The organism is Flavobacterium psychrophilum DSM 3660 = ATCC 49418 (genome assembly GCF_002217405.1).
GTDB classification, from domain to species: domain Bacteria; phylum Bacteroidota; class Bacteroidia; order Flavobacteriales; family Flavobacteriaceae; genus Flavobacterium; species Flavobacterium psychrophilum.
Map to the genome: position 1 here is coordinate 85,279 of NZ_MUHE01000005.1, position 19,233 is coordinate 104,511.

Genomic DNA, 19,233 nt, shown 5'->3' on the forward strand with positions numbered 1-19,233 from the left:
ACAGATCACTTATTGTAAAAATTAAACCGCTCTCTGAACGACTTCAAAAATAGTTCCGTCTTCACATTTTAATGTTTTAGAAGGATATTTCATCAATAGAGCATAATCATGCGTTGCCATGATGATAGTTTTACCTTGAGCGTTTATCTTTTTTAGTAATTCTAGAATTTCGCCGCTGGTTTGTGGGTCAAGATTTCCAGTAGGTTCATCGGCAAGTATAAGTTCAGGATCGTTTAGCAAAGCACGAGCAATAGCAACACATTGTTGTTCTCCTCCAGAAAGTTGGTGTGGCATTTTGTTTGCCATACTAAACATGCCTACTTTTTGAAGAACTTCTTCAATTTTATGATCCATTTCTTGCACATCTGTCCAACCTGTTGCTTTAAGTACAAAAAGTAAATTGTTAGCCACAGTTCTGTCTGGTAATAATTTAAAATCCTGAAAAACCATACCAATTTTTCGACGCAAATAAGGAATGTCGTGATCTATTAATCCGTTCAAATCATAATCTACAATAGTTCCTTGGCCATCAGTAAGAGGCAAATCGCCATAAAGTGTCTTCATAAAACTACTTTTTCCTGAACCTGTTTTACCTATTATATATATAAATTCGCCTGGATTTACACTCAAATTTATATCAGAAATAATCTTATTTCCAGATTGGTATATGTTTACGTCTTGAAGTGATAAAATGGTTTTTGACATCTTTTGTATAGTTTTATTTCGTAAAAGTAGTAAGTTATGTTTCTTATTCAAAATAAAATTTAAGTTGTTATTCAATTTTGAATACTAAACCCCAATTTTCCTCGTTTGAAGTCTAATAAAATACTATATTTGAAATTTTTTGACTGTAATTTAACGTTATTTTTAACCAATAAACACATGGTTTTTATAAATTTCATCAAGACCTTATTACTCCATCATAATAAAAACATAGCTTTGTGAGCTAAGAATTGGTCTGTCTAATTTTTTTCTACGTTTCTATGTGGTTATTTTTTAATTTTTAATATCTCATCAATGCAAAAATATTTATTATCACTTTTCGTATTTTTATCCTTCGTATTTACTTCAATGTTTGCACAGCAGTCAGCCATTTATACTAATGATTTAGCAGCGTATAATAAAGCTTTGTCTTTATTTAATGACAAACAATACCAATTGGCTCAAATACTTTTTGATAAGGTAAAACAAGAAAATTTAAATCCCGAATTAGAAGCCGATTGTACTTATTATAGTGCCAATTGCGCCATCAGGTTAAATCAGAATAATGCCGATGAAAAGATGCAAAATTTTGTAAAAAATTATCCAACAAGTACCAAACAAAATTTAGCTTATACTGAAGTCGCTACCTATTATTTCGAGCAAGGGAAATACCCACAAGCCTTAGAATGGTTCGATAAAGTTGATGAAAGTAGTTTGACGGAAGATGAATTAGATAAATATAATTTCTATAAAGGATATAGTTTTTTTAATTCTAGCAAAAAGAAAGAAGCCACTCAGTATTTTAATAAAGTAGTCAATTCGCAAGAATATGGCTCGCAAGCCAAATATTATTTAGGCTTTTTAGCTTATGAAGGCGACGATTATAAGGAAGCAACAAAATATTTCGATCAGGTTTCGGGCGAAGAAAAATACAAGGAAAAGTTGTCGTATTTTCAAGCGGATATGAATTTTAAATTAGGAAAATTCGACAAAGCGATTCAGTTAGGACAAGCAGCAATGAATAATTCTAATGATTTCGAAAAATCTGAGTTGAATAAAATTATTGGCGAAAGTTATTTTAATTTAAAAGAATACAACCAAGCTATTCCGTTTCTAAAAGAATACAAAGGAAAAAAAGGAAAATGGAATAATACCGATTATTATCAGTTAGGATACGCTTTTTACAAACAAAATGATTTCGAAAATGCGATTAATCAGTTTAATAAAATTATAGATGGTAAAGATTTTGTAGCTCAAAATGCCTATTATCATTTAGGTGAAAGTTATTTGAAAACCGATAAAAAACCACAAGCTTTAAATGCTTTCAAAAATGCTTCGGAAATGACTTTTGATATAAAAATACAAGAAGATGCGGCTTTAAATTATGCTCGATTGAGTTATGATATAGGAAATTCCTACCAAAGTGTTCCTGATGTTTTAAATGGTTTTATGACAAAATACCCGTCAAATCCTAACAAACCAGAAATCGAAAATTTATTAATTAATTCCTATATTACCTCAAAAAATTATAAAGAAGCGTTAAATTTATTAGAAAAAAATAAATCGTTTGAAAACAAAACAGCATACCAAAAAGTAGCTTTTTATCGTGGGTTAGAATTATTTACCGATGGAAGTTATAAAGAGGCTTTAGCTATTTTTAAAAAATCGATCGCCGAACAAAAAGACCCTAAATTTTCCGCTCGTGGTACGTTCTGGAAAGCAGAAACCGAATATATTTTAAATGATTTTACCAATGCCTTATTAAGTTTTAAGCAGTTTTTAGGTTATCCTGAAGCCAAAGAAACAGTCGAATTTGCAAACGTAAATTACAACATGGCATACAGCCATTTTAAGTTGAAAGAATACGAACAAGCAGGTAATTTTTTTCAGAAATATATCGAAGTTTCTAAAGACGACAAAACCCGTTTAACCGATGCTTATCTGCGTTTGGCCGACAGCAAATTTGTAACCACAAGATATGCAGCTGCATTAGAAGCATACGATAAAGCCATCATTTTAAAAACTTTCGATGCAGATTATGCTACTTTTCAAAAAGCAATTTGTTACGGATTTATGGGTAAAAATGATAAGAAAATAGCGGGTTTTAATCAGTTTCTAAAAACCTATCCAAACTCACAATATCGTGACGATGCATTGTTCGAACTAGCCAATACCTATACTACCGAAAATGAAACAGCATCATCTATAAAAACTTATGATCAATTAATTGCCGAGAATAGTAACGGAAGTTACGTCTCTAAAGCGCTACTTCGCCAAGGTTTAATATATTATAATGCTGATAAAGACGAACAAGCTTTAACCAAATTTAAAAAAGTAGTGGCTAATTTTCCAAAATCGGAAGAAGCACTCGAAGCCGTAAAAACAGCACGATTAATTTATGTAGATAACGGAAAAGTAGATGAGTATACCACTTGGGTAAAATCGCTCGATTTTGTAAATATTTCCGACTCAGATTTAGATAACGATTCTTGGGAAGCTGCCGAAAAGCAATATTTGCAAGGGAATAACAAACAAGCCATTACAAACTTAAGCAGTTATATTAAGACTTTTCCTAACGGAATACGTATTCTAAAAGCTAATTTTTATTTGGCAGAAAGTTATTTCAAAGAAGAATCTGCTAATTCAATCCCTTATTATGAGTACACCATTTCAAAAGCTAGAAGCGAATATACAGAGCAATCTTTGTCACGATTATGCCAGATTTTCTTAAGAAATACAAACTATACTAAAGCAATACCTGTTTTACTTCGATTAGAAAGTGAAGCCGATTTTCCTCAAAATAAAACCTATGCACAAGCCAATTTGATGAAAAGTTATTATACCGAAAAGGATTATGCCAACTCAGTAATTTATGCCGAAAAAGTATTAGAAAACCCCAAAACAGAAGATAAAATTAAGAGTGATGCACAAATCATTGTAGCTCGTTCGGCTATAAAAGTGGGTAATGAAGCAAAAGCAAAAGTCGCTTACGCAAAATTGCAAAAAATAGCCAAAGGAGAACTAGCTGCCGAAGCACTATTTTATGAGGCGTATTTCAAAAATGCAGCATCACAATTTGAAGAATCTAACAAAGTAGTTCAAAAACTAGCCAAAGATTATTCGGGTTATAAATATTTTGGTGCCAAAGGATTAGTAGTTATGGCAAAGAATTTTTACGGATTAAAAGACAGTTTTCAAGCAACTTATATTTTAGAAAGTGTAATTAAAAACTTTACAGATTATGCAGATGTAGTACTAGAAGCCAAAAAAGAACTTGATTTAATTAAGTTCGAAGAAGCCAAAACAAATTCGTCGATTACTAAATAAATATTTTGTAAATCTTTGTGTCATCTTCGTGTGACTTTGTGAAATAGCAAACAAAACATATATGAAAAATAAAATCATCATAATCCTACTTATAACATTCCAGCTTTCTTTCGCACAAAAGAAAGACGAAAATATTGGTACCGAAGTTGTAAACGTAGTAAAACCATATACGCCAACCATTTCCGATGCTTTCAAAGTAAAAGAAATTCCATCATTAAACGATAATGAAACAAGCAAGAAAGAAGAAGTTAAATACCAGATTTTCTCTTTTCCTGTGGCATCAACATTTACACCATCTAAAGGCAAAGCCGCAGGTGTAGAAAAAGCCAAGCAAGAAAAGTTGTTTTCTAACTATGCGGTACTCGGTTTTGGAAATTACGGAACTGTAAATACAGAATTGTTTGTTTCTCACCAGTTAGATAATTACCAATATGTAGCCGGAAAAATACAGCATCAATCCTCACAAGGTGGTATCAAAAATGTAGCTTTAAACGATAAATTTTCGGAATCATCTATCAATGTCATGTATGGTTATAATCGTCAGCAAACCAATTTTAAATTAGATTTAGGATACAAACACGAAGGCTATAATTGGTACGGATTGCCTTTGCAAAACCCAAATTTTTATAATATTAGGTTAGATACAATTAATCCAAGTCATCAATACAATACAATTTCGTTGGGTTCAGAATTGGCTATTTCAAGTGGTTTTTTCGAAAAAGCAAACCTAAATTTTATGGCTTTTTCCGATAATTATGGGTCTAAAGAAAATCGATTTATCATTAAACCTATTTTTAATTTCGATTTTGGAAATACAGCTATAAAAGCAAAATTTAATCTCGATTATTTGACTACTAGTTTCGATACTTCTTATTTGCTACAATATCCAGTAGTTGGTGTAAATACAAATATTAAAAAATCTAATTTAATATTTAGTGTTAACCCAAGTTATCAATTATTAAAAGATGATTTGTCGATCGAATTAGGTGCAGAAGTTACTTTTCTTTCAAGACCAAAAAATGTTTATTTAGGAATTAATAACGAATCTAAAAGTAGCTTGTTTATTTATCCAAAAGTAAAATTATCTTATAAAGTGGTTAGCGATTTAATGATCGCTTTTGCGGGTGCAGAAGGCGGGTTAAATCAAAATTCATACGCTAATTTTGTGAGTCAAAATAAATTTTTGTCGCCAACCTTATTTATCGAGCCAACCGACAAACAATATGATATTTATGCTGGTTTAAGAGGAAAATTAGCCAGTACTTTATCTTATAATGTAAAAGTATCTTATATTTCTTCAAAAAACCAAACTTTGTTTAAGGCCAATCCGTATTTATTGGCACCATCACAAAATTACAGTTACGGAAATTCGTTCGATGTGGCTTATGATAATATAAAAAACCTTTCATTTTTTGGAGAATTAAAAACCGATGTTAATAAAAATATTTCTTTGGGTTTAAATGTTGAACTAAATGATTATAAAACAAATTTTGAAGCCCAACCCTGGAATTTGCCAGCCATAAAAGCCTCTTTTACCACTAATTTTAATGTAGCTAAAAAATGGTATGCAGGAACACAGTTGTTTTATGTAGGCGAAAGAAAAGATGCGTTTACTAATTATAAATCGTTTGCTTTTTCAGATTCAGTAAGAACTTTAGCTGCGTTTTTCGATCTCAATGCGCATGTAGGTTATAAATATAACGAACGATTAACTGCTTTCTTAAAAGGAAATAATCTTGCCAACCAAAATTATAATCGCTGGTTAAATTACGCTGTGCAAGGCGCACAAGTAATAATTGGGGCAAGTTATAAATTCGACTTTTAGATTTTTAACCCTATAAATTCGTTTAGTTTGGCTATAAAAAAGCAAATTTAATATGAATTTATAGGGTTTAATAAAAAAAGTAAATTATAAGAAGAAACTAACTCCCAAAACAATATTTCTTCCAATATTCGAAATACGATCTGTTTTTAGTCTAGAAAGATGCGAAATATAGCTTTTGTTCAGCATATTATTAGCATTGATAGAAATATCAAATTTTAGTTTATTGATGTTTATATTTCCACCTAAACCTACATTTACCAGCGTATAATCCTTACTTTTTGTTTCAAAAGTGCTATTGTTATTTTGTTTAAAAACACTTTCAATATTTAAGGTTGCAAATCCTTTTTTAATCCAATTATTGAGGTTAAATTCTGTGCGAATGTTATTATTCCATTTGTTTGCAGGAATAAGAGGTAAATATTCTCCGTTCTCTTTCAGACCAGTTACGGTTTCGAAACTACTGGTAATATGCAACCAATCTAGCGGATGCGGATGAAAATGAATACCAAATTCTCCTCCATATAATTTTGCATTGGCTTGCACATAATCGTACACATCATTATCTGCCATTATACTTCCGTTTGGCGCAATAAAAATATAGTTGCTAATATTATTGTAAAACCCGTTGGCAAAAAATTCAAAATGAGAATTTCCATATTCTAAATTTAAATCAGTTTGAATATTTTGTTCATTTTTTAAATTAGAATTTCCAATCTCGTATCTATTACTACCTTCATGAACACCGTTTGAGGTTAGTTCGGCCAAATTTGGAGATCTAAAACCTGAGGCAACATTCAATCTAAAAGACAAATTATCTGTTAGTTTTGTTTTATAACCCACAGAAGCATTAAAACTCGTATATTTTTTGCTAATCGCTTCAAAATAACCTTCATCGCCTATAATTCCGTGGCTTTCGGTATTAATTTTTCTAGTATCATAGCGAAATCCGGCCTGTATAACATTCGATTTCCATTCGTAATTTGTGGTTAACAAAGCACCAATGTCATTAGTCTTGGCATCAGGAATTAATAATTCTGACCCCAAATTTTTATTACTTTGACTCATTCCTTGCACACCAATAATAGCTTCTAATTTTCCAATATTTGGCAAATAATATTTTAAATCATAGTTTAAAGTGTTCAAAATCATATCTAAAACAGGAATCGTACTATCTGCAAATTCCTTACGACTGTTAGAAATATATCCAAAATCGGCATCAAATTTCGAGTTTCTGAAATAAAAATTATTATGCAAACTCAAAATATGGTTCACCACACCTTGCCTAGGATAATCAGGATCTCTCTTTGTAGTTTGCAAACCTATTTGCTCTGGAATTCCTAAATTTAAATGATTCAAATTATATCGCAAAACACTAGAAAACTTAGAATTGCTAAAACCAAGAGCAGTTTTTACATCAGCTTCTTCAAAACGAGTGTTGGTAACCAAGCTATCACTTGGCATTTTATAATCGCCATGGTTATTATAAGCTCCACGAATTAAAAATTTCCAATTTTCAGAAGATGATTTCAAACCAAATGAAGTGTTACTTCCATTTGTATTGGAAAAATATTTTTGACTAAAATCTGCCAAATAAGAGTTCGGTTTAGCAAATTTCTCAGGATTAAAATACAATACCCCTCCCAACGCATCAGAGCCATACAACAACGAAGCAGGGCCTTTTATAACCTCTACACTCTCTATACCACTCTCGTTAAGACCCAAACCATGCTCTTCTCCAAATTGCTGATTTTCTAACCGTACACCTTGTGTGTACACCAAAACACGATTCCCGCTTAACCCACGAATAACAGGTTTTCCTATAGATGTTCCTGTAGATACCTGCGAAACTCCAGCAATAGAAGCCAATCCCTCCATGAGCGTTGCGGCTCCTTTTTGTTGTAATTCTCTAATACTTTTGTGTTCAATTTTCATCACATTTTGCGATTGAATTTTGTTAAAAATAGTAGCCGCTATTTTCACTTCTTCTAAATGATTCGAGGAAGATTCTAGCCTAATATTTAAATTAATCTCTGCTTTATTTATAAAAACAGAAACCAATTTTTCATCATAACCCACAAGAGAAAAAGATATTTTAAATTTTCCTTTTGGCAAATCTAAAAACAAGAAATTCCCGTTACTATCAGAGATTGTTTCTTTATTTAACTCAGGAATAGAAACCAAGACAGTTTCTAAAATTTTATTTTCGGAATTAGTAATAGCACCTGTAATTTTATTTTGTGCATTACAAAAAATGGCAAACCCTAACAATAGGGCAACTAAAAATGATTTCATAGTATAGGGTAATTTTTATAGCGTTCAATACTATAATTTACAATCTATATTATTTGGGCGTGACCCTACGTAAAAACTACGGGTCGGGCTTTTCGTTCCCGCTTTTTTTTATTTGGCTAAAAAACGCCAAACAAAAAAAGAGCTCCACTTCAATCCCTCACGCAGAGAAAATCCAAAAGAAAATCTCAATAATAAAAGCAGTAAATTATAAGATTAAACCATTTTATTGTTTAAAATAAGTAGATTGTATTGCTAAAAAAAAACAATTTCAGCAACAAATAAATTAAAACATAAAACTAGGAGGAGCTCGAAGCGCAAAAAGGCTTCCTTTAAAAAAATTAGTTATTTCTCTAGAATATAAAAAAGAATATCTTGTAAAGATTATTTTTTTTATAAATTGAAAACAAGAAACACCCGAACAAACAAAACCACCTAAAGTAAAATTACAAATAAAACAGTGGTCAAAATTATGGTGTTGGTGGGTAATTTGAGAACCAGAAGTTGGTTTATGATGGCAATGTTTTTGAGAAATTTGCTTCGCCAAATGCTCATAACTATGCACCGATTGAAATAGTATCGAAAACAATACTACCATCGCTAATAATGAGTTTATAACAACAAATTTCTTGTTCATACCATGCAAATGTAATAAAGCAAAAAAGAAAATGCGTTTAAATTTAACAAAATTTATCATTTGCTAAATTTAAACGCATTTTGAAATATATATTATATATGTTTAAACCAAATTATTAGTAATTAAATATTCAGCAATTTGTACTGTATTTGTAGCAGCACCTTTGCGCAAATTATCAGCTACAATCCACATGTTTATTGAGTTGGGTTGGCTTTCGTCACGACGAATTCGTCCTACAAAAACAGCATCTTTTCCTTGGGCATACATAGGCATCGGATAGGTATAAGTATCATTATTATCTTGTACCACAACACCAGGGGTATTATGCAAAAGCTGGCGAACTTCATTTACATCAAAATCATTAGCAAACTCTACATTTACCGCTTCGCTATGCCCTCCAACAATAGGCACACGAACAGCAGTAGCAGTAACGGCAATAGTTTTATCATCTAATATTTTTTGAGTTTCACGAACCAGTTTCATTTCTTCTTTAGTATAACCGTTTTCTTCAAAACTATCACATTGCGGAATAGCATTTTTGTGAATAGGATATTTATACGCCATTTCGCCAGAAATTCCTGCATATTCGTTTTCTAATTGCTGCACTGCTTTTACCCCAGTTCCTGTGATAGATTGATAAGTAGAAACAATAACACGCTTAATCTTATATTTTTTATGCAACGGCGCTAAAACCATCACTAATTGAATAGTCGAGCAGTTGGCATTTGGAATAATTTTGTCCTCTTTTGTTAATATAGAAGCATTTATCTCAGGAACAACCAGTTTCTTAGTAGGATCCATTCTCCAAGCCGATGAATTATCGATTACAGTTGTACCAGCAGCAGCAAATTTTGGAGCCCATTCCAGAGAAGTTTCTCCACCAGCAGAAAACAAAGCAATATCTGCTTTCATATCTACTGCCGTTTGCATACCTACTACTTTATATTTTGTACCCTTAAATTCTATTTCTTTTCCTACAGATCGCTCTGAAGCAACAGGGATTAACTCGGTTACAGGAAAATTTCTTTCGGCTAATACTTGAAGCATTACTTCGCCAACCATTCCGGTTGCGCCAACAACTGCAATTTTCATAATTTTTATTTTTATTTTCGAAATACAAAAGTAATAAATATTGATTTGATTTTAAGAAAACCAATAAAAAAGAAAAACCATTTTAATTTAACAAACAATTTGGTTATAATATGTTTAGGGGTTATTATTTTTCGATTAAATTTTAAATATTTTAAAAACAGATGACCTAATTCTAATAAGGCAATTTCTAAAAACTACTTTCAGTATTTCTAATTGTATTTTAGCCTTTTTAAAAATAATATCCTAAATTTGAATTAAAATTAAATCAGCTCACATCAATAACGATGTGAAACTCGACAAATAATGTTTAAATGGTTGTCAAACAAGAAATACACCAACAATACCTTCAATTGGTTCAAGATAAAATCGATGTTTTTCAAGACATGATTTCATCATTAACAGAAGATTCTAAAAATGATGCCAAAGGCTCGGCAGGCGACAAGCACGAAACAGCGTTGTCTATGATGCACATCGAGCAGGAAAAACTAACGCACAAACTCAAAGAGTCAATAGCGCAAAAAGCTATTTTAGATAAGATTGATGCTTCGCAAATACATCACAAAGTAGCAGTTGGTAGTTTAGTTATAACCAATAACCTCACGGTTTATATTAGTGTGGCATTGCCTAAAATTACTATCCAAAATAAAAATATATTTGCTATTTCGCCACAATCACCATTGGCAATTCAGTTAATGGGAAAAGGTGTTGGTTATGAATTTGAAGTAAATTTAATCAAATATATAATTCAAGAGATTTTCTAAAAATGGGTGAGTGTTCGTTCAATCCGTGGGCTAAAAATTACAATTTAAAACTTCAAATGTAAATCTAAACGCTTTTGCTTTCATAATTATATTTAAAATAAATATTTACTTTCAAATTATAACTAAATACAAATATATGGTATAAATAGTAAATCATATTGCGCAATTTTGCTTCAGAAATAATTAGAAACAAAACGTTATGTGCGGAATATTAGCAATCATTGGAAAAGGGAAAGATCAAGAATTAGTAAAAACATCATCTAAAAGAATGTCGCATCGTGGGCCAGACGAAAGCGATTTACAGGTAACTAAAAACGGGCATATTTTAAGTCATGAGCGTTTGTCAATTATCGATTTGCATTCGGGACGTCAACCTATTCAAGGTTCTTCTTCAGCCTGGATGATTCACAATGGCGAAATATACAATCACCAAGAATTAAGAGACGGAGTTTTAAAACACCATACTTTTAGAACCAAATCAGATTCCGAAGTAATCGTGCATTTGTATGAAGAATTTGGGTATGATTTTCTGAATGTTTTAGATGGCGATTTCGCATTTGTAGTTATAAATGGCGACGATTATATTGCAGGTCGTGATCCAATGGGAGTGAAGCCTTTATACTACGGACTTGATGAAAGGGGTAGAATGTATTTTGCTTCCGAAATGAAACCTATTGCCGATCAATGTAAAACTTTTTTTACTTTTCCTCCAGGGCATTATTATACACCAAAAACAGGATTTGTTAAGTACTACAAACCAGAATATTGCGATTATAAAAAAGCAACAAATACACTAGATTTAAAACTCATTCGAGACACATTAACAGAGGCAACTCGCAAAAGATTAATGAGCGATGTGCCAATTGGTGTGCTGCTTTCGGGAGGATTAGATTCGTCCTTAACATCATCTATTGCCTCAAGGTTATTGAAAGAAAAAGGCAAAACATTACATTCTTTTTCTATTGGTTTAGATGAAAATGCGCCCGATGCCAAAGCAGCTCGTAAGGTAGCAGAATTTTTAGGTACAAAACACCATGAGGTGCATTTTACTATCGAACAAGGAATTGAAATTTTAGATAAATTAATTTGGCATTTAGAAACATACGATGTGACTTCGGTAAGAGCCAGTACCCCCATGTATTTCTTATCGAAAGCAATTACCGATATGGGAATTAAAGTAGTCCTTTCTGGCGAAGGAGCCGATGAGATTTTCGGAGGATATTTGTATTTTAGAAACGCTCCAACAACAGAAGATTTTCAGAAAGAAACCATAGAGAGAGTTCAAAAACTATTTACTGCCGATTTGCTTCGTGCCGATAAATCGACCATGGCACACGGACTCGAAGCTCGTGTCCCGTTCTTAGACAAAGCTTTTTTAGATGTTGCTATGCTGATTAAACCAGAAGAAAAACAGCCGAAAACCTACGGCGGAAAAGAAAAATACATTCTTCGAAAAGCTTTCGATACACCAGACAATCCGTATCTTCCTGATGAAGTTTTATGGCGTCAAAAAGAGCAGTTTTCTGATGGAGTAGGATACAACTGGATCGATCAATTAATCGAATATTGTGCTTCAAAAGTAACTGACAAACAATTAGAATTGGCAAAAGAATTGTATTCTTACAACACACCAACTACTAAAGAAGCCTATTATTATAGAACGATTTTTCATAAATATTATCCACAACAAAGTGCTGCAGAAACAGTAAGGAAATGGATCCCGAAATGGCAAGAAAATCAAGATCCAAGCGGTCGTGCTAATGCTGCTCATGTGCAAGCAGATTTGGAGATTGCAAAAGCTAGTATATTGCATTAGTTTAAATTTCAAAAATAAATGTAAGAAGCATTATTTGTCAATAGTTTATCAGATTTTCAAAAGAGTATTTTTTAAATATTTCTTTTGAAAATTTGATTTTTACAGTCATTAGTTTTTTTCTATTGATTTTTTCTATTCATTTTTGAAATTGTCATTGCTATTGAATTTTTATTAATAAACTGTTGATAACTTCATGACTAAATCGTAGGTTTTGGTTTCAAAATCATTTGCAATAGTATATATTTGCGTGTTAGACAAAAATTACATTTTTTAGAATAAGAAATATGAGCGACGAAATTAAGAAGGATAATTATTCAGCAGATAGTATTCAGGCATTAGAAGGAATGGAACATGTTCGCATGCGTCCCTCGATGTATATTGGAGATGTAGGTGTTCGTGGTTTGCACCATTTAGTTTACGAAGTTGTAGATAACTCTATCGATGAGGCAATGGGAGGTCATTGCGATACGATTCGTGTAGATATTAATGAAGATGGTTCTATTTCTGTAGAAGATAACGGACGTGGTATTCCTGTCGGAATTCATAAAAAAGAAGGCGTTTCAGCTCTAGAAGTTGTAATGACTAAAATTGGTGCTGGAGGAAAATTTGATAAAGATTCGTATAAAGTTTCTGGAGGATTGCACGGAGTAGGGGTTTCTGTAGTAAATGCTTTGTCAAACCACTTGCGAGCAACCGTTCATAGTAGCGACGGAAAGATTTACGAGCAAGAATACGAAAAAGGAAAAGCACTTTATCCTGTAAAGCAAATAGGCGAAACGACTAAACGTGGAACCATTGTAACTTTTTACCCGGACCCTTCTATTTTTACCCAAACCATAGAGTATTCTTATGACACTTTATCTGCTCGTATGCGTGAATTATCTTTTTTAAATAAAGGAATCACCATTACTTTTACAGATAAAAGAGAAAAAGACAAAGACGGAAATTTTGTTTCAGAAATTTTTCATTCAACAGAAGGACTAAAAGAATATATCCGTTATTTAGATGGAAACCGAGAGCCAATTATTGCGCACGTAATTTCTATGGATAACGATAAAGGAGAGATTCCAGTTGAGGTTGCCTTAATTTATAATACAAGTTATACAGAGAATATTTTTTCTTACGTAAACAATATCAATACACACGAAGGAGGAACGCATTTGCAAGGTTTTAGAACTGGTTTAACCCGTTCGTTAAAGAAATATGCAGATTCGTCTGGAATGTTAGATAAATTGAAATTTGAAATTTCAGGAGATGACTTCCGTGAAGGATTAACAGCGATTATTTCGGTAAAAGTTGCTGAACCTCAATTTGAAGGTCAAACCAAAACCAAATTAGGAAATAGAGAAGTAGTTTCTCCAGTTTCTCAAGCGGTTGGCGATATGATTGAAAATTATTTGGAAGAAAATCCAAATGATGCAAGAATCATTGTGCAAAAAGTAATTTTGGCAGCACAAGCACGTCATGCTGCTAAGAAAGCCCGTGAAATGGTGCAGCGAAAAACCGTAATGGGTGGTGGTGGCTTACCAGGAAAACTATCAGATTGTTCTGAACAAGATCCAGCAAAATGTGAAGTATTTCTTGTTGAGGGAGATTCGGCAGGAGGAACAGCAAAACAAGGACGTGATAGGGCTTTTCAGGCAATTTTGCCTTTACGTGGTAAGATTTTGAATGTTGAAAAAGCAATGCACCACAAAGTTTTTGAAAACGAAGAGATTCGTAATATATTTACAGCTTTAGGCGTAACCATTGGTACTGCTGAAGACAGTAAAGCATTAAACCTAGAAAAATTACGTTACCATAAAGTAGTCATTATGTGTGATGCCGATATTGATGGTAGTCATATTTCTACCTTAATTCTGACATTCTTCTTCCGTTTTATGAAAGAACTAATCGAGCAAGGACACATATATATAGCAACACCACCATTATATCTTGTTAAAAAAGGGAATAAAAAAGAATACGCCTGGAACGAAGTACAACGAGATCAAGCCAACGAGAGAATGGGTGGTAGCGCAACAATTCAACGTTATAAAGGTCTTGGAGAAATGAATGCAGAACAATTGTGGGACACAACTTTAAATCCTGAATTTAGAACTTTGCGTCAAGTAAATATTGATAGTTTAGCAGAAGCTGATAGAGTTTTCTCAATGTTAATGGGAGATGAGGTTCCGCCTCGTAGAGAATTTATCGAAAAAAATGCAGTGTACGCAAATATTGACGCATAAAATCATTAATTAGGTGGTAAAATATCGCTTAATTCTGCAACAAACCGTATTTTAATATTTAGGTTTTACTGCAAGGGTTTTACTTTTCGTTACAAACAAAGTTCGCTGAATTGCAATAAAAATAAAAGCTGCGTAAAGTGATTTCTAACCAAAAAATACTGTAATAAATGCAATTAAGCTTAAAATAATCAAATAAGAGAATAACCGAATAAAAAACCGAATAAACAAATAACCAAAAAACTTAAAAATGAAAGTTACAATAGTAGGAGCAGGGAATGTAGGAGCGTCTTGTGCAGATGTTATTTCTTATAGAGGAATTGCAAGTGAAGTAGTATTATTAGATATCAAAGAAGGTTTTGCTGAAGGAAAAGCCATGGATATCATGCAATGTGCTACCAACACAGGTTTTAATACACAATTATCGGGAGTTACAAACGATTATACAAAAACAGCAAACAGTGATGTTGTTGTAATTACTTCTGGAATTCCAAGAAAACCAGGAATGACTCGTGAGGAATTAATAGGTATCAATGCTGGAATCGTTAAGTCGGTTGTAGAAAACGTATTGGTACATTCTCCAAATACTATTGTAGTAGTGGTTTCAAACCCAATGGATACAATGACTTACCTAGCATTGAAAGCTACAGGTTTACCAAAAAATAGAATTATAGGAATGGGTGGTGCTTTAGATAGCTCACGTTTCAGATATTACTTATCTAAAGCATTAGACAAACCTGCAAACGATGTTTCGGCAATGGTTATAGGTGGTCACGGCGATACAACTATGATTCCTCTTACTAGATTAGCCTCTTATAACGGAATTCCAGTTTCAGAATTTCTTTCTCAAGAGCAATTAGAAAAAGTTACTGCAGATACTATGGTTGGGGGAGCAACATTAACAGGATTATTAGGTACTTCTGCTTGGTATGCTCCTGGCGCATCTGTAGCATATTTAGTAGATAGCATTCTGAACAATCAAAAGAAAATGATTGCCTGCTCTGTAATGTTAGACGGAGAATACGGCCAATCTGATATTTGTATAGGTGTTCCTTGTATCATTGGTAAAAACGGGATAGAAGAAATAGTTACTATAAACTTAAACGATAATGAAAAAGCATTATTTGCAAAAAGCGCAGAAGCTGTTCGTAATATGAATGCCGATTTAAAATCAGTTTTAGCCTAACTACTTAGCCACAAAGAGCGAAAAGAATTTCACAAAGTACACAAAGAATCTAAATCTTACCTAACTTTGCGAAATTCTTACCCAACTTTGGGGTTAAATTTATATATTTGCACGTTTTGTAAAAATACGATAGTTTTGTCGTATTTCTATAAACCAAAATAAACAAACCAAAGAATTAATTAATTTTTACACAGAATGCATAATAGAGGACTTATTAAATTTATTGCAATAATATTTGCACTGGTAAGTATTTACCAACTTTCTTTCACATTTGTTGCTAATAAAGTAAAAAGTGATGCAAAAGCTTTTGCAGCTGGAAAACCAGAAAACGAAGTAAAATATCTTGACTCGATAGGAAAAGAAAATGTCTTTAACCTTGGTTTCACAAACTTCACCTACGATGAGGTAAAAACAAAACAAATTAACAAAGGTCTTGACCTAGAAGGTGGTATCAATGTAATACTGCAAATCTCTGTTAAAGATGTTTTGAAACAATTAGCTAATAACTCTACAAATCCAGTATTTGTTAAGTCATTGGCCGACGCAAAAAACAATCAAAAAGGAAATCAGACTTACTTAAACGCCTTTTATGATGCTTTTGATGCAAATTCTAACGGAACTACATTGCTATCTTCTCCAGATATTTTTGGAAACAGAAATTTAGCCGAAGAGATTAAAATGCAAATGTCTGATTCTGACGCTAAAAAAATAATTAACAAAAAAGTTGAAGAATCTATCGAAAGTGCTTTTAGAGTACTTCGTGAGCGTATAGACAAATTTGGTGTTACACAACCTAATATTGTAAAATTAGGAACTTCTGGGCGTATTCTTGTAGAGCTTCCAGGTGCCAAAGATGTAGATAGAGCTAAAAAATTATTATCAAGTACAGCACAATTAGAATTTTGGGAAACATTAAAAGTTGACGAAATAGGTAGTTATTTAGGTTCTGTAAATGAAGCTTTAAAGAAAACAGAAAAAGCAACAGTAGCCGTAGATACTGCAAAAAGTAAAACTTCTTCTAAAATTGAAGGATTATTAGTAGATAAAACTACAAAAGATTCGACTGCTACTAAAAAAGCAGATGCTGGACCATTTTTTAACAAAATCGTAAGTGGCGGACAGCAAGGAAGCCCAGTATTAGCTTATGTAAAATCTAAAGATACAGCAGTAATTAATGCTTATTTCAAACGTTCAGATATCAAAGCTTTATTGCCAAGTAATTTAGTAGACACTAGATTTGTTTGGGGAAAACCATCTGCAAAAACAGGTGATGTTGTCGAATTGTACGCATTAAAAGGAAATAGAACAAATACGCCTCCTATGAGTGGTAGCGTACTTTTGGACGCTTCTAATTCGTATGATCAAACAGGGAAACCATCGGTAACAATGCAAATGAGTGGTAAAGGAGCAAAAATCTGGGAAGAACTAACAGGAAGAGCTTATACTCAAAAAAGTAATATTGCAATTGTTTTAGACAATATCGTTTACTCTGCTCCAGGTGTTTCTTCTGGACCAATTTCTGGTGGACGTTCTGAAATTTCCGGATCATTTACTATAGATGAAACTAAAGATCTAGCTAACGTTTTGCGTGCTGGTAAATTACCTGCAGCCGCAGAAATAGTGCAGTCTGAAGTAGTAGGGCCATCATTAGGGCAAAAAGCAATAGATAGTGGTTTAAATTCTTCTATCGTTGGTTTATTACTTGTGTCATTATGGATGTTAATCTATTATGGAAAATCAGCTTGGTATGCAAACATTGCATTAGGGGTTAATTTATTATTCCTTTTTGGTGTAATGGCAAGTTTCGGTTTCGTATTAACATTGCCAGGTATTGCAGGTATCGTTTTAACAATGGGTACAGCAGTAGATGCTAATATTATTATATACGAACGAGCAAAAGAAGAATTGCGTGCAGGATTAAGTCTAGATGAAGCGGTTAAAAAATCTTTCAGTTGGACAGGGGCTATGCGTTCTATTATCGATGCAAACGTAACACATATTTTAACAGGATCTATTCTTTATATTTTTGGAACAGGACCTATCAAAGGTTTTGCATTAACTTTATTAATAGGTATTATCACTTCATTATTTACATCTATTTTTATTACAAGAATATTTTTAGATAGAGCTGTTGCAAAAGGAACCAAATTAGAATTTGCCAATAGTTGGTCTAAAGATTGGTTTACAGGTTTCAATTTCGACTTCTTGAAAATTAAAAAAGGAACGTATATATTCTCATCTTGTGTTATTATTGTCAGTTTAGTTTCTATATTCTTTGTAAATGGATTAGACCAAGGTGTAGATTTTGTTGGCGGAAGAACTTTTCAAGTTAAATTTGAAAAACCAGTAGAACCAACAGCAATTGCAGCCGAATTATCAAAGAAAGACGTTTTTGAAAGTGCAGAAGCCAAAATTTTTGGTACAGAAGATCAACTTAAAATAACTACAAAATATAAAATTAAAGAAGAAGGAGTAAGTGTTGATACAGAAGTGAATAAAAAATTGTACAATGCTCTTAAACCTCATTTTTCTCCAAGTATGACTTATGAGAAGTTTATAAACTCTTACGAAGGTAAAGAATTTGGTGTATTGCAAGCTTCAAAAATAAGTCCAGCTATTTCAGCAGATATCAAAACAAACTCTTTCTGGGCTGTTTTAGGCGCAATGTTGGTAGTAGGTCTTTATTTAGTGCTTTCTTTCCGTAAATTAGGATATTCATTAGGCGCAATTGCAGCAGTTCTGCATGATGTTGTATTTGTATTGGGTATTTACTCTTTATGTTATAAATTTATGCCTTTCCACATGGAAATGGATCAGCATTTTATTGCAGCAATCCTTACCGTGATTGGTTACTCGATGAATGACACTGTTATTGTATTTGACAGGATTAGAGAGTTCCTTGCTGGAAACAGAAAAGGAAACTTTAATCAAATCGTAAATGACTCTATTAATACTACATTATCTAGAACAATCAATACTTCATTAACTATGTTATTGGTATTGTTAATCATGTTTATCTTTGGTGGAGAATCTATTAGAGGGTTTATCTTCGCAATGTTAGTAGGTATTGCAGTAGGAACTTATTCCTCTTTATTTATTGCAACTCCAGTATTAGTTGATACAATGTCTGCAAAAGACAAAGAAGAAATAGATACAAGACATGCTAATGCAAACGTATAATAATCTTTTTAAGATATAATATTAAAAAAATCCTTCGTTGCAAAACGAAGGATTTTTTTTTTTAATATTTCGATATTGAGCCTGAAATATTTACCATAATTTCCAGTTTATACCTTCCTTTTATGTTAAAAAAAACACAGGCTTAATTATACAATAAACAGTTTTTTAAAATTTCATTATTTAGGCATTACCG

11 protein-coding genes are annotated in these 19,233 nt (G+C 32.5%); 7 read left to right on the forward strand and 4 right to left on the reverse strand.

Features of this window, described 5'->3' with window-relative positions; translation table 11 throughout:
• Window positions 1-21 precede the first annotated feature (21 nt).
• Window positions 22-705 carry a cell division ATP-binding protein FtsE gene (locus B0A57_RS00970; protein WP_011962683.1) on the reverse strand — a complete coding sequence of 228 codons (684 nt, stop codon included), beginning with the start codon at window positions 703-705 and terminating at the stop codon, window positions 22-24.
• 312 nt (window positions 706-1,017) lie between these two features.
• On the opposite strand from B0A57_RS00970, the gene B0A57_RS00975 reads away from it, so the two are divergent.
• A complete protein-coding gene (locus B0A57_RS00975) occupies window positions 1,018-4,029 on the forward strand; it encodes a tetratricopeptide repeat protein (RefSeq protein WP_038466302.1) in 3,012 nt (1,003 codons plus the stop codon).
• Between the two features lie 61 nt (window positions 4,030-4,090).
• Entirely contained in the window at window positions 4,091-5,854 is a 1,764-nt protein-coding gene (locus B0A57_RS00980; protein ID WP_034097781.1) for a TonB-dependent receptor, read from the forward strand.
• An 84-nt stretch (window positions 5,855-5,938) separates the two neighbouring features.
• On the opposite strand, the gene B0A57_RS00985 is transcribed toward B0A57_RS00980, so the two are convergent.
• The 3 genes from B0A57_RS00985 to B0A57_RS00995 all read right to left on the reverse strand — a co-directional run bounded on the left by B0A57_RS00985 (window position 5,939) and on the right by B0A57_RS00995 (window position 9,872).
• Window positions 5,939-8,146, reverse strand: coding sequence for a TonB-dependent receptor (locus B0A57_RS00985; protein WP_038466306.1), 2,208 nt, complete (start codon window positions 8,144-8,146; stop codon window positions 5,939-5,941).
• Window positions 8,147-8,429: 283 nt separating this feature from the next.
• Window positions 8,430-8,780, reverse strand: coding sequence for a hypothetical protein (locus tag B0A57_RS00990; protein ID WP_034097786.1), 351 nt, complete (start codon window positions 8,778-8,780; stop codon window positions 8,430-8,432).
• 102 nt (window positions 8,781-8,882) lie between these two features.
• Window positions 8,883-9,872 carry an aspartate-semialdehyde dehydrogenase gene (locus tag B0A57_RS00995; RefSeq protein WP_011962688.1) on the reverse strand — a complete coding sequence of 330 codons (990 nt, stop codon included), beginning with the start codon at window positions 9,870-9,872 and terminating at the stop codon, window positions 8,883-8,885.
• A gap of 311 nt (window positions 9,873-10,183) precedes the next feature.
• Here B0A57_RS00995 and B0A57_RS01000 point away from each other — a divergent pair, with 311 nt between their 5' ends.
• From B0A57_RS01000 to secDF, 5 genes are all read left to right on the forward strand, one after another.
• Window positions 10,184-10,633: a hypothetical protein gene (locus B0A57_RS01000; protein ID WP_011962689.1), complete on the forward strand. Its 450-nt coding sequence runs from the start codon at window positions 10,184-10,186 to the stop codon at window positions 10,631-10,633.
• A gap of 199 nt (window positions 10,634-10,832) precedes the next feature.
• Window positions 10,833-12,449 carry an asparagine synthase B gene (gene asnB, locus B0A57_RS01005; RefSeq protein WP_034097788.1) on the forward strand — a complete coding sequence of 539 codons (1,617 nt, stop codon included), beginning with the start codon at window positions 10,833-10,835 and terminating at the stop codon, window positions 12,447-12,449.
• 284 nt (window positions 12,450-12,733) lie between these two features.
• A complete protein-coding gene (gene gyrB / locus B0A57_RS01010; protein WP_011962691.1) occupies window positions 12,734-14,677 on the forward strand; it encodes a DNA topoisomerase (ATP-hydrolyzing) subunit B in 1,944 nt (647 codons plus the stop codon).
• 247 nt (window positions 14,678-14,924) lie between these two features.
• The gene (locus B0A57_RS01015; protein WP_011962692.1) at window positions 14,925-15,860 is read left to right on the forward strand and encodes a malate dehydrogenase; all 936 of its coding nucleotides are present in this window, start codon (window positions 14,925-14,927) and stop codon (window positions 15,858-15,860) included.
• 195 nt (window positions 15,861-16,055) lie between these two features.
• Complete coding sequence (gene secDF / locus B0A57_RS01020; protein WP_034097790.1) at window positions 16,056-19,040, forward strand: protein translocase subunit SecDF; 2,985 nt, start codon at window positions 16,056-16,058, stop codon at window positions 19,038-19,040.
• Window positions 19,041-19,233 lie beyond the last annotated feature (193 nt).

Excerpts from the sequence above, each read along its gene's own strand:
- secDF (WP_034097790.1), top strand. The coding sequence starts at position 16,056 with ATGCATAATAGAGGACTTATTAAATTTATTGCAATAATATTTGCACTG.
- B0A57_RS00995 (WP_011962688.1), bottom strand. The coding sequence starts at position 9,872 with ATGAAAATTGCAGTTGTTGGCGCAACCGGAATGGTTGGCGAAGTAATG.
- B0A57_RS00985 (WP_038466306.1), bottom strand. The coding sequence starts at position 8,146 with ATGAAATCATTTTTAGTTGCCCTATTGTTAGGGTTTGCCATTTTTTGT.
- B0A57_RS00990 (WP_034097786.1), bottom strand. The coding sequence starts at position 8,780 with ATGAACAAGAAATTTGTTGTTATAAACTCATTATTAGCGATGGTAGTA.
- B0A57_RS00970 (WP_011962683.1), bottom strand. The coding sequence starts at position 705 with ATGTCAAAAACCATTTTATCACTTCAAGACGTAAACATATACCAATCT.
- gyrB (WP_011962691.1), top strand. The coding sequence starts at position 12,734 with ATGAGCGACGAAATTAAGAAGGATAATTATTCAGCAGATAGTATTCAG.
- B0A57_RS01000 (WP_011962689.1), top strand. The coding sequence starts at position 10,184 with ATGGTTGTCAAACAAGAAATACACCAACAATACCTTCAATTGGTTCAA.
- B0A57_RS01015 (WP_011962692.1), top strand. The coding sequence starts at position 14,925 with ATGAAAGTTACAATAGTAGGAGCAGGGAATGTAGGAGCGTCTTGTGCA.
- asnB (WP_034097788.1), top strand. The coding sequence starts at position 10,833 with ATGTGCGGAATATTAGCAATCATTGGAAAAGGGAAAGATCAAGAATTA.
- B0A57_RS00975 (WP_038466302.1), top strand. The coding sequence starts at position 1,018 with ATGCAAAAATATTTATTATCACTTTTCGTATTTTTATCCTTCGTATTT.
- B0A57_RS00980 (WP_034097781.1), top strand. The coding sequence starts at position 4,091 with ATGAAAAATAAAATCATCATAATCCTACTTATAACATTCCAGCTTTCT.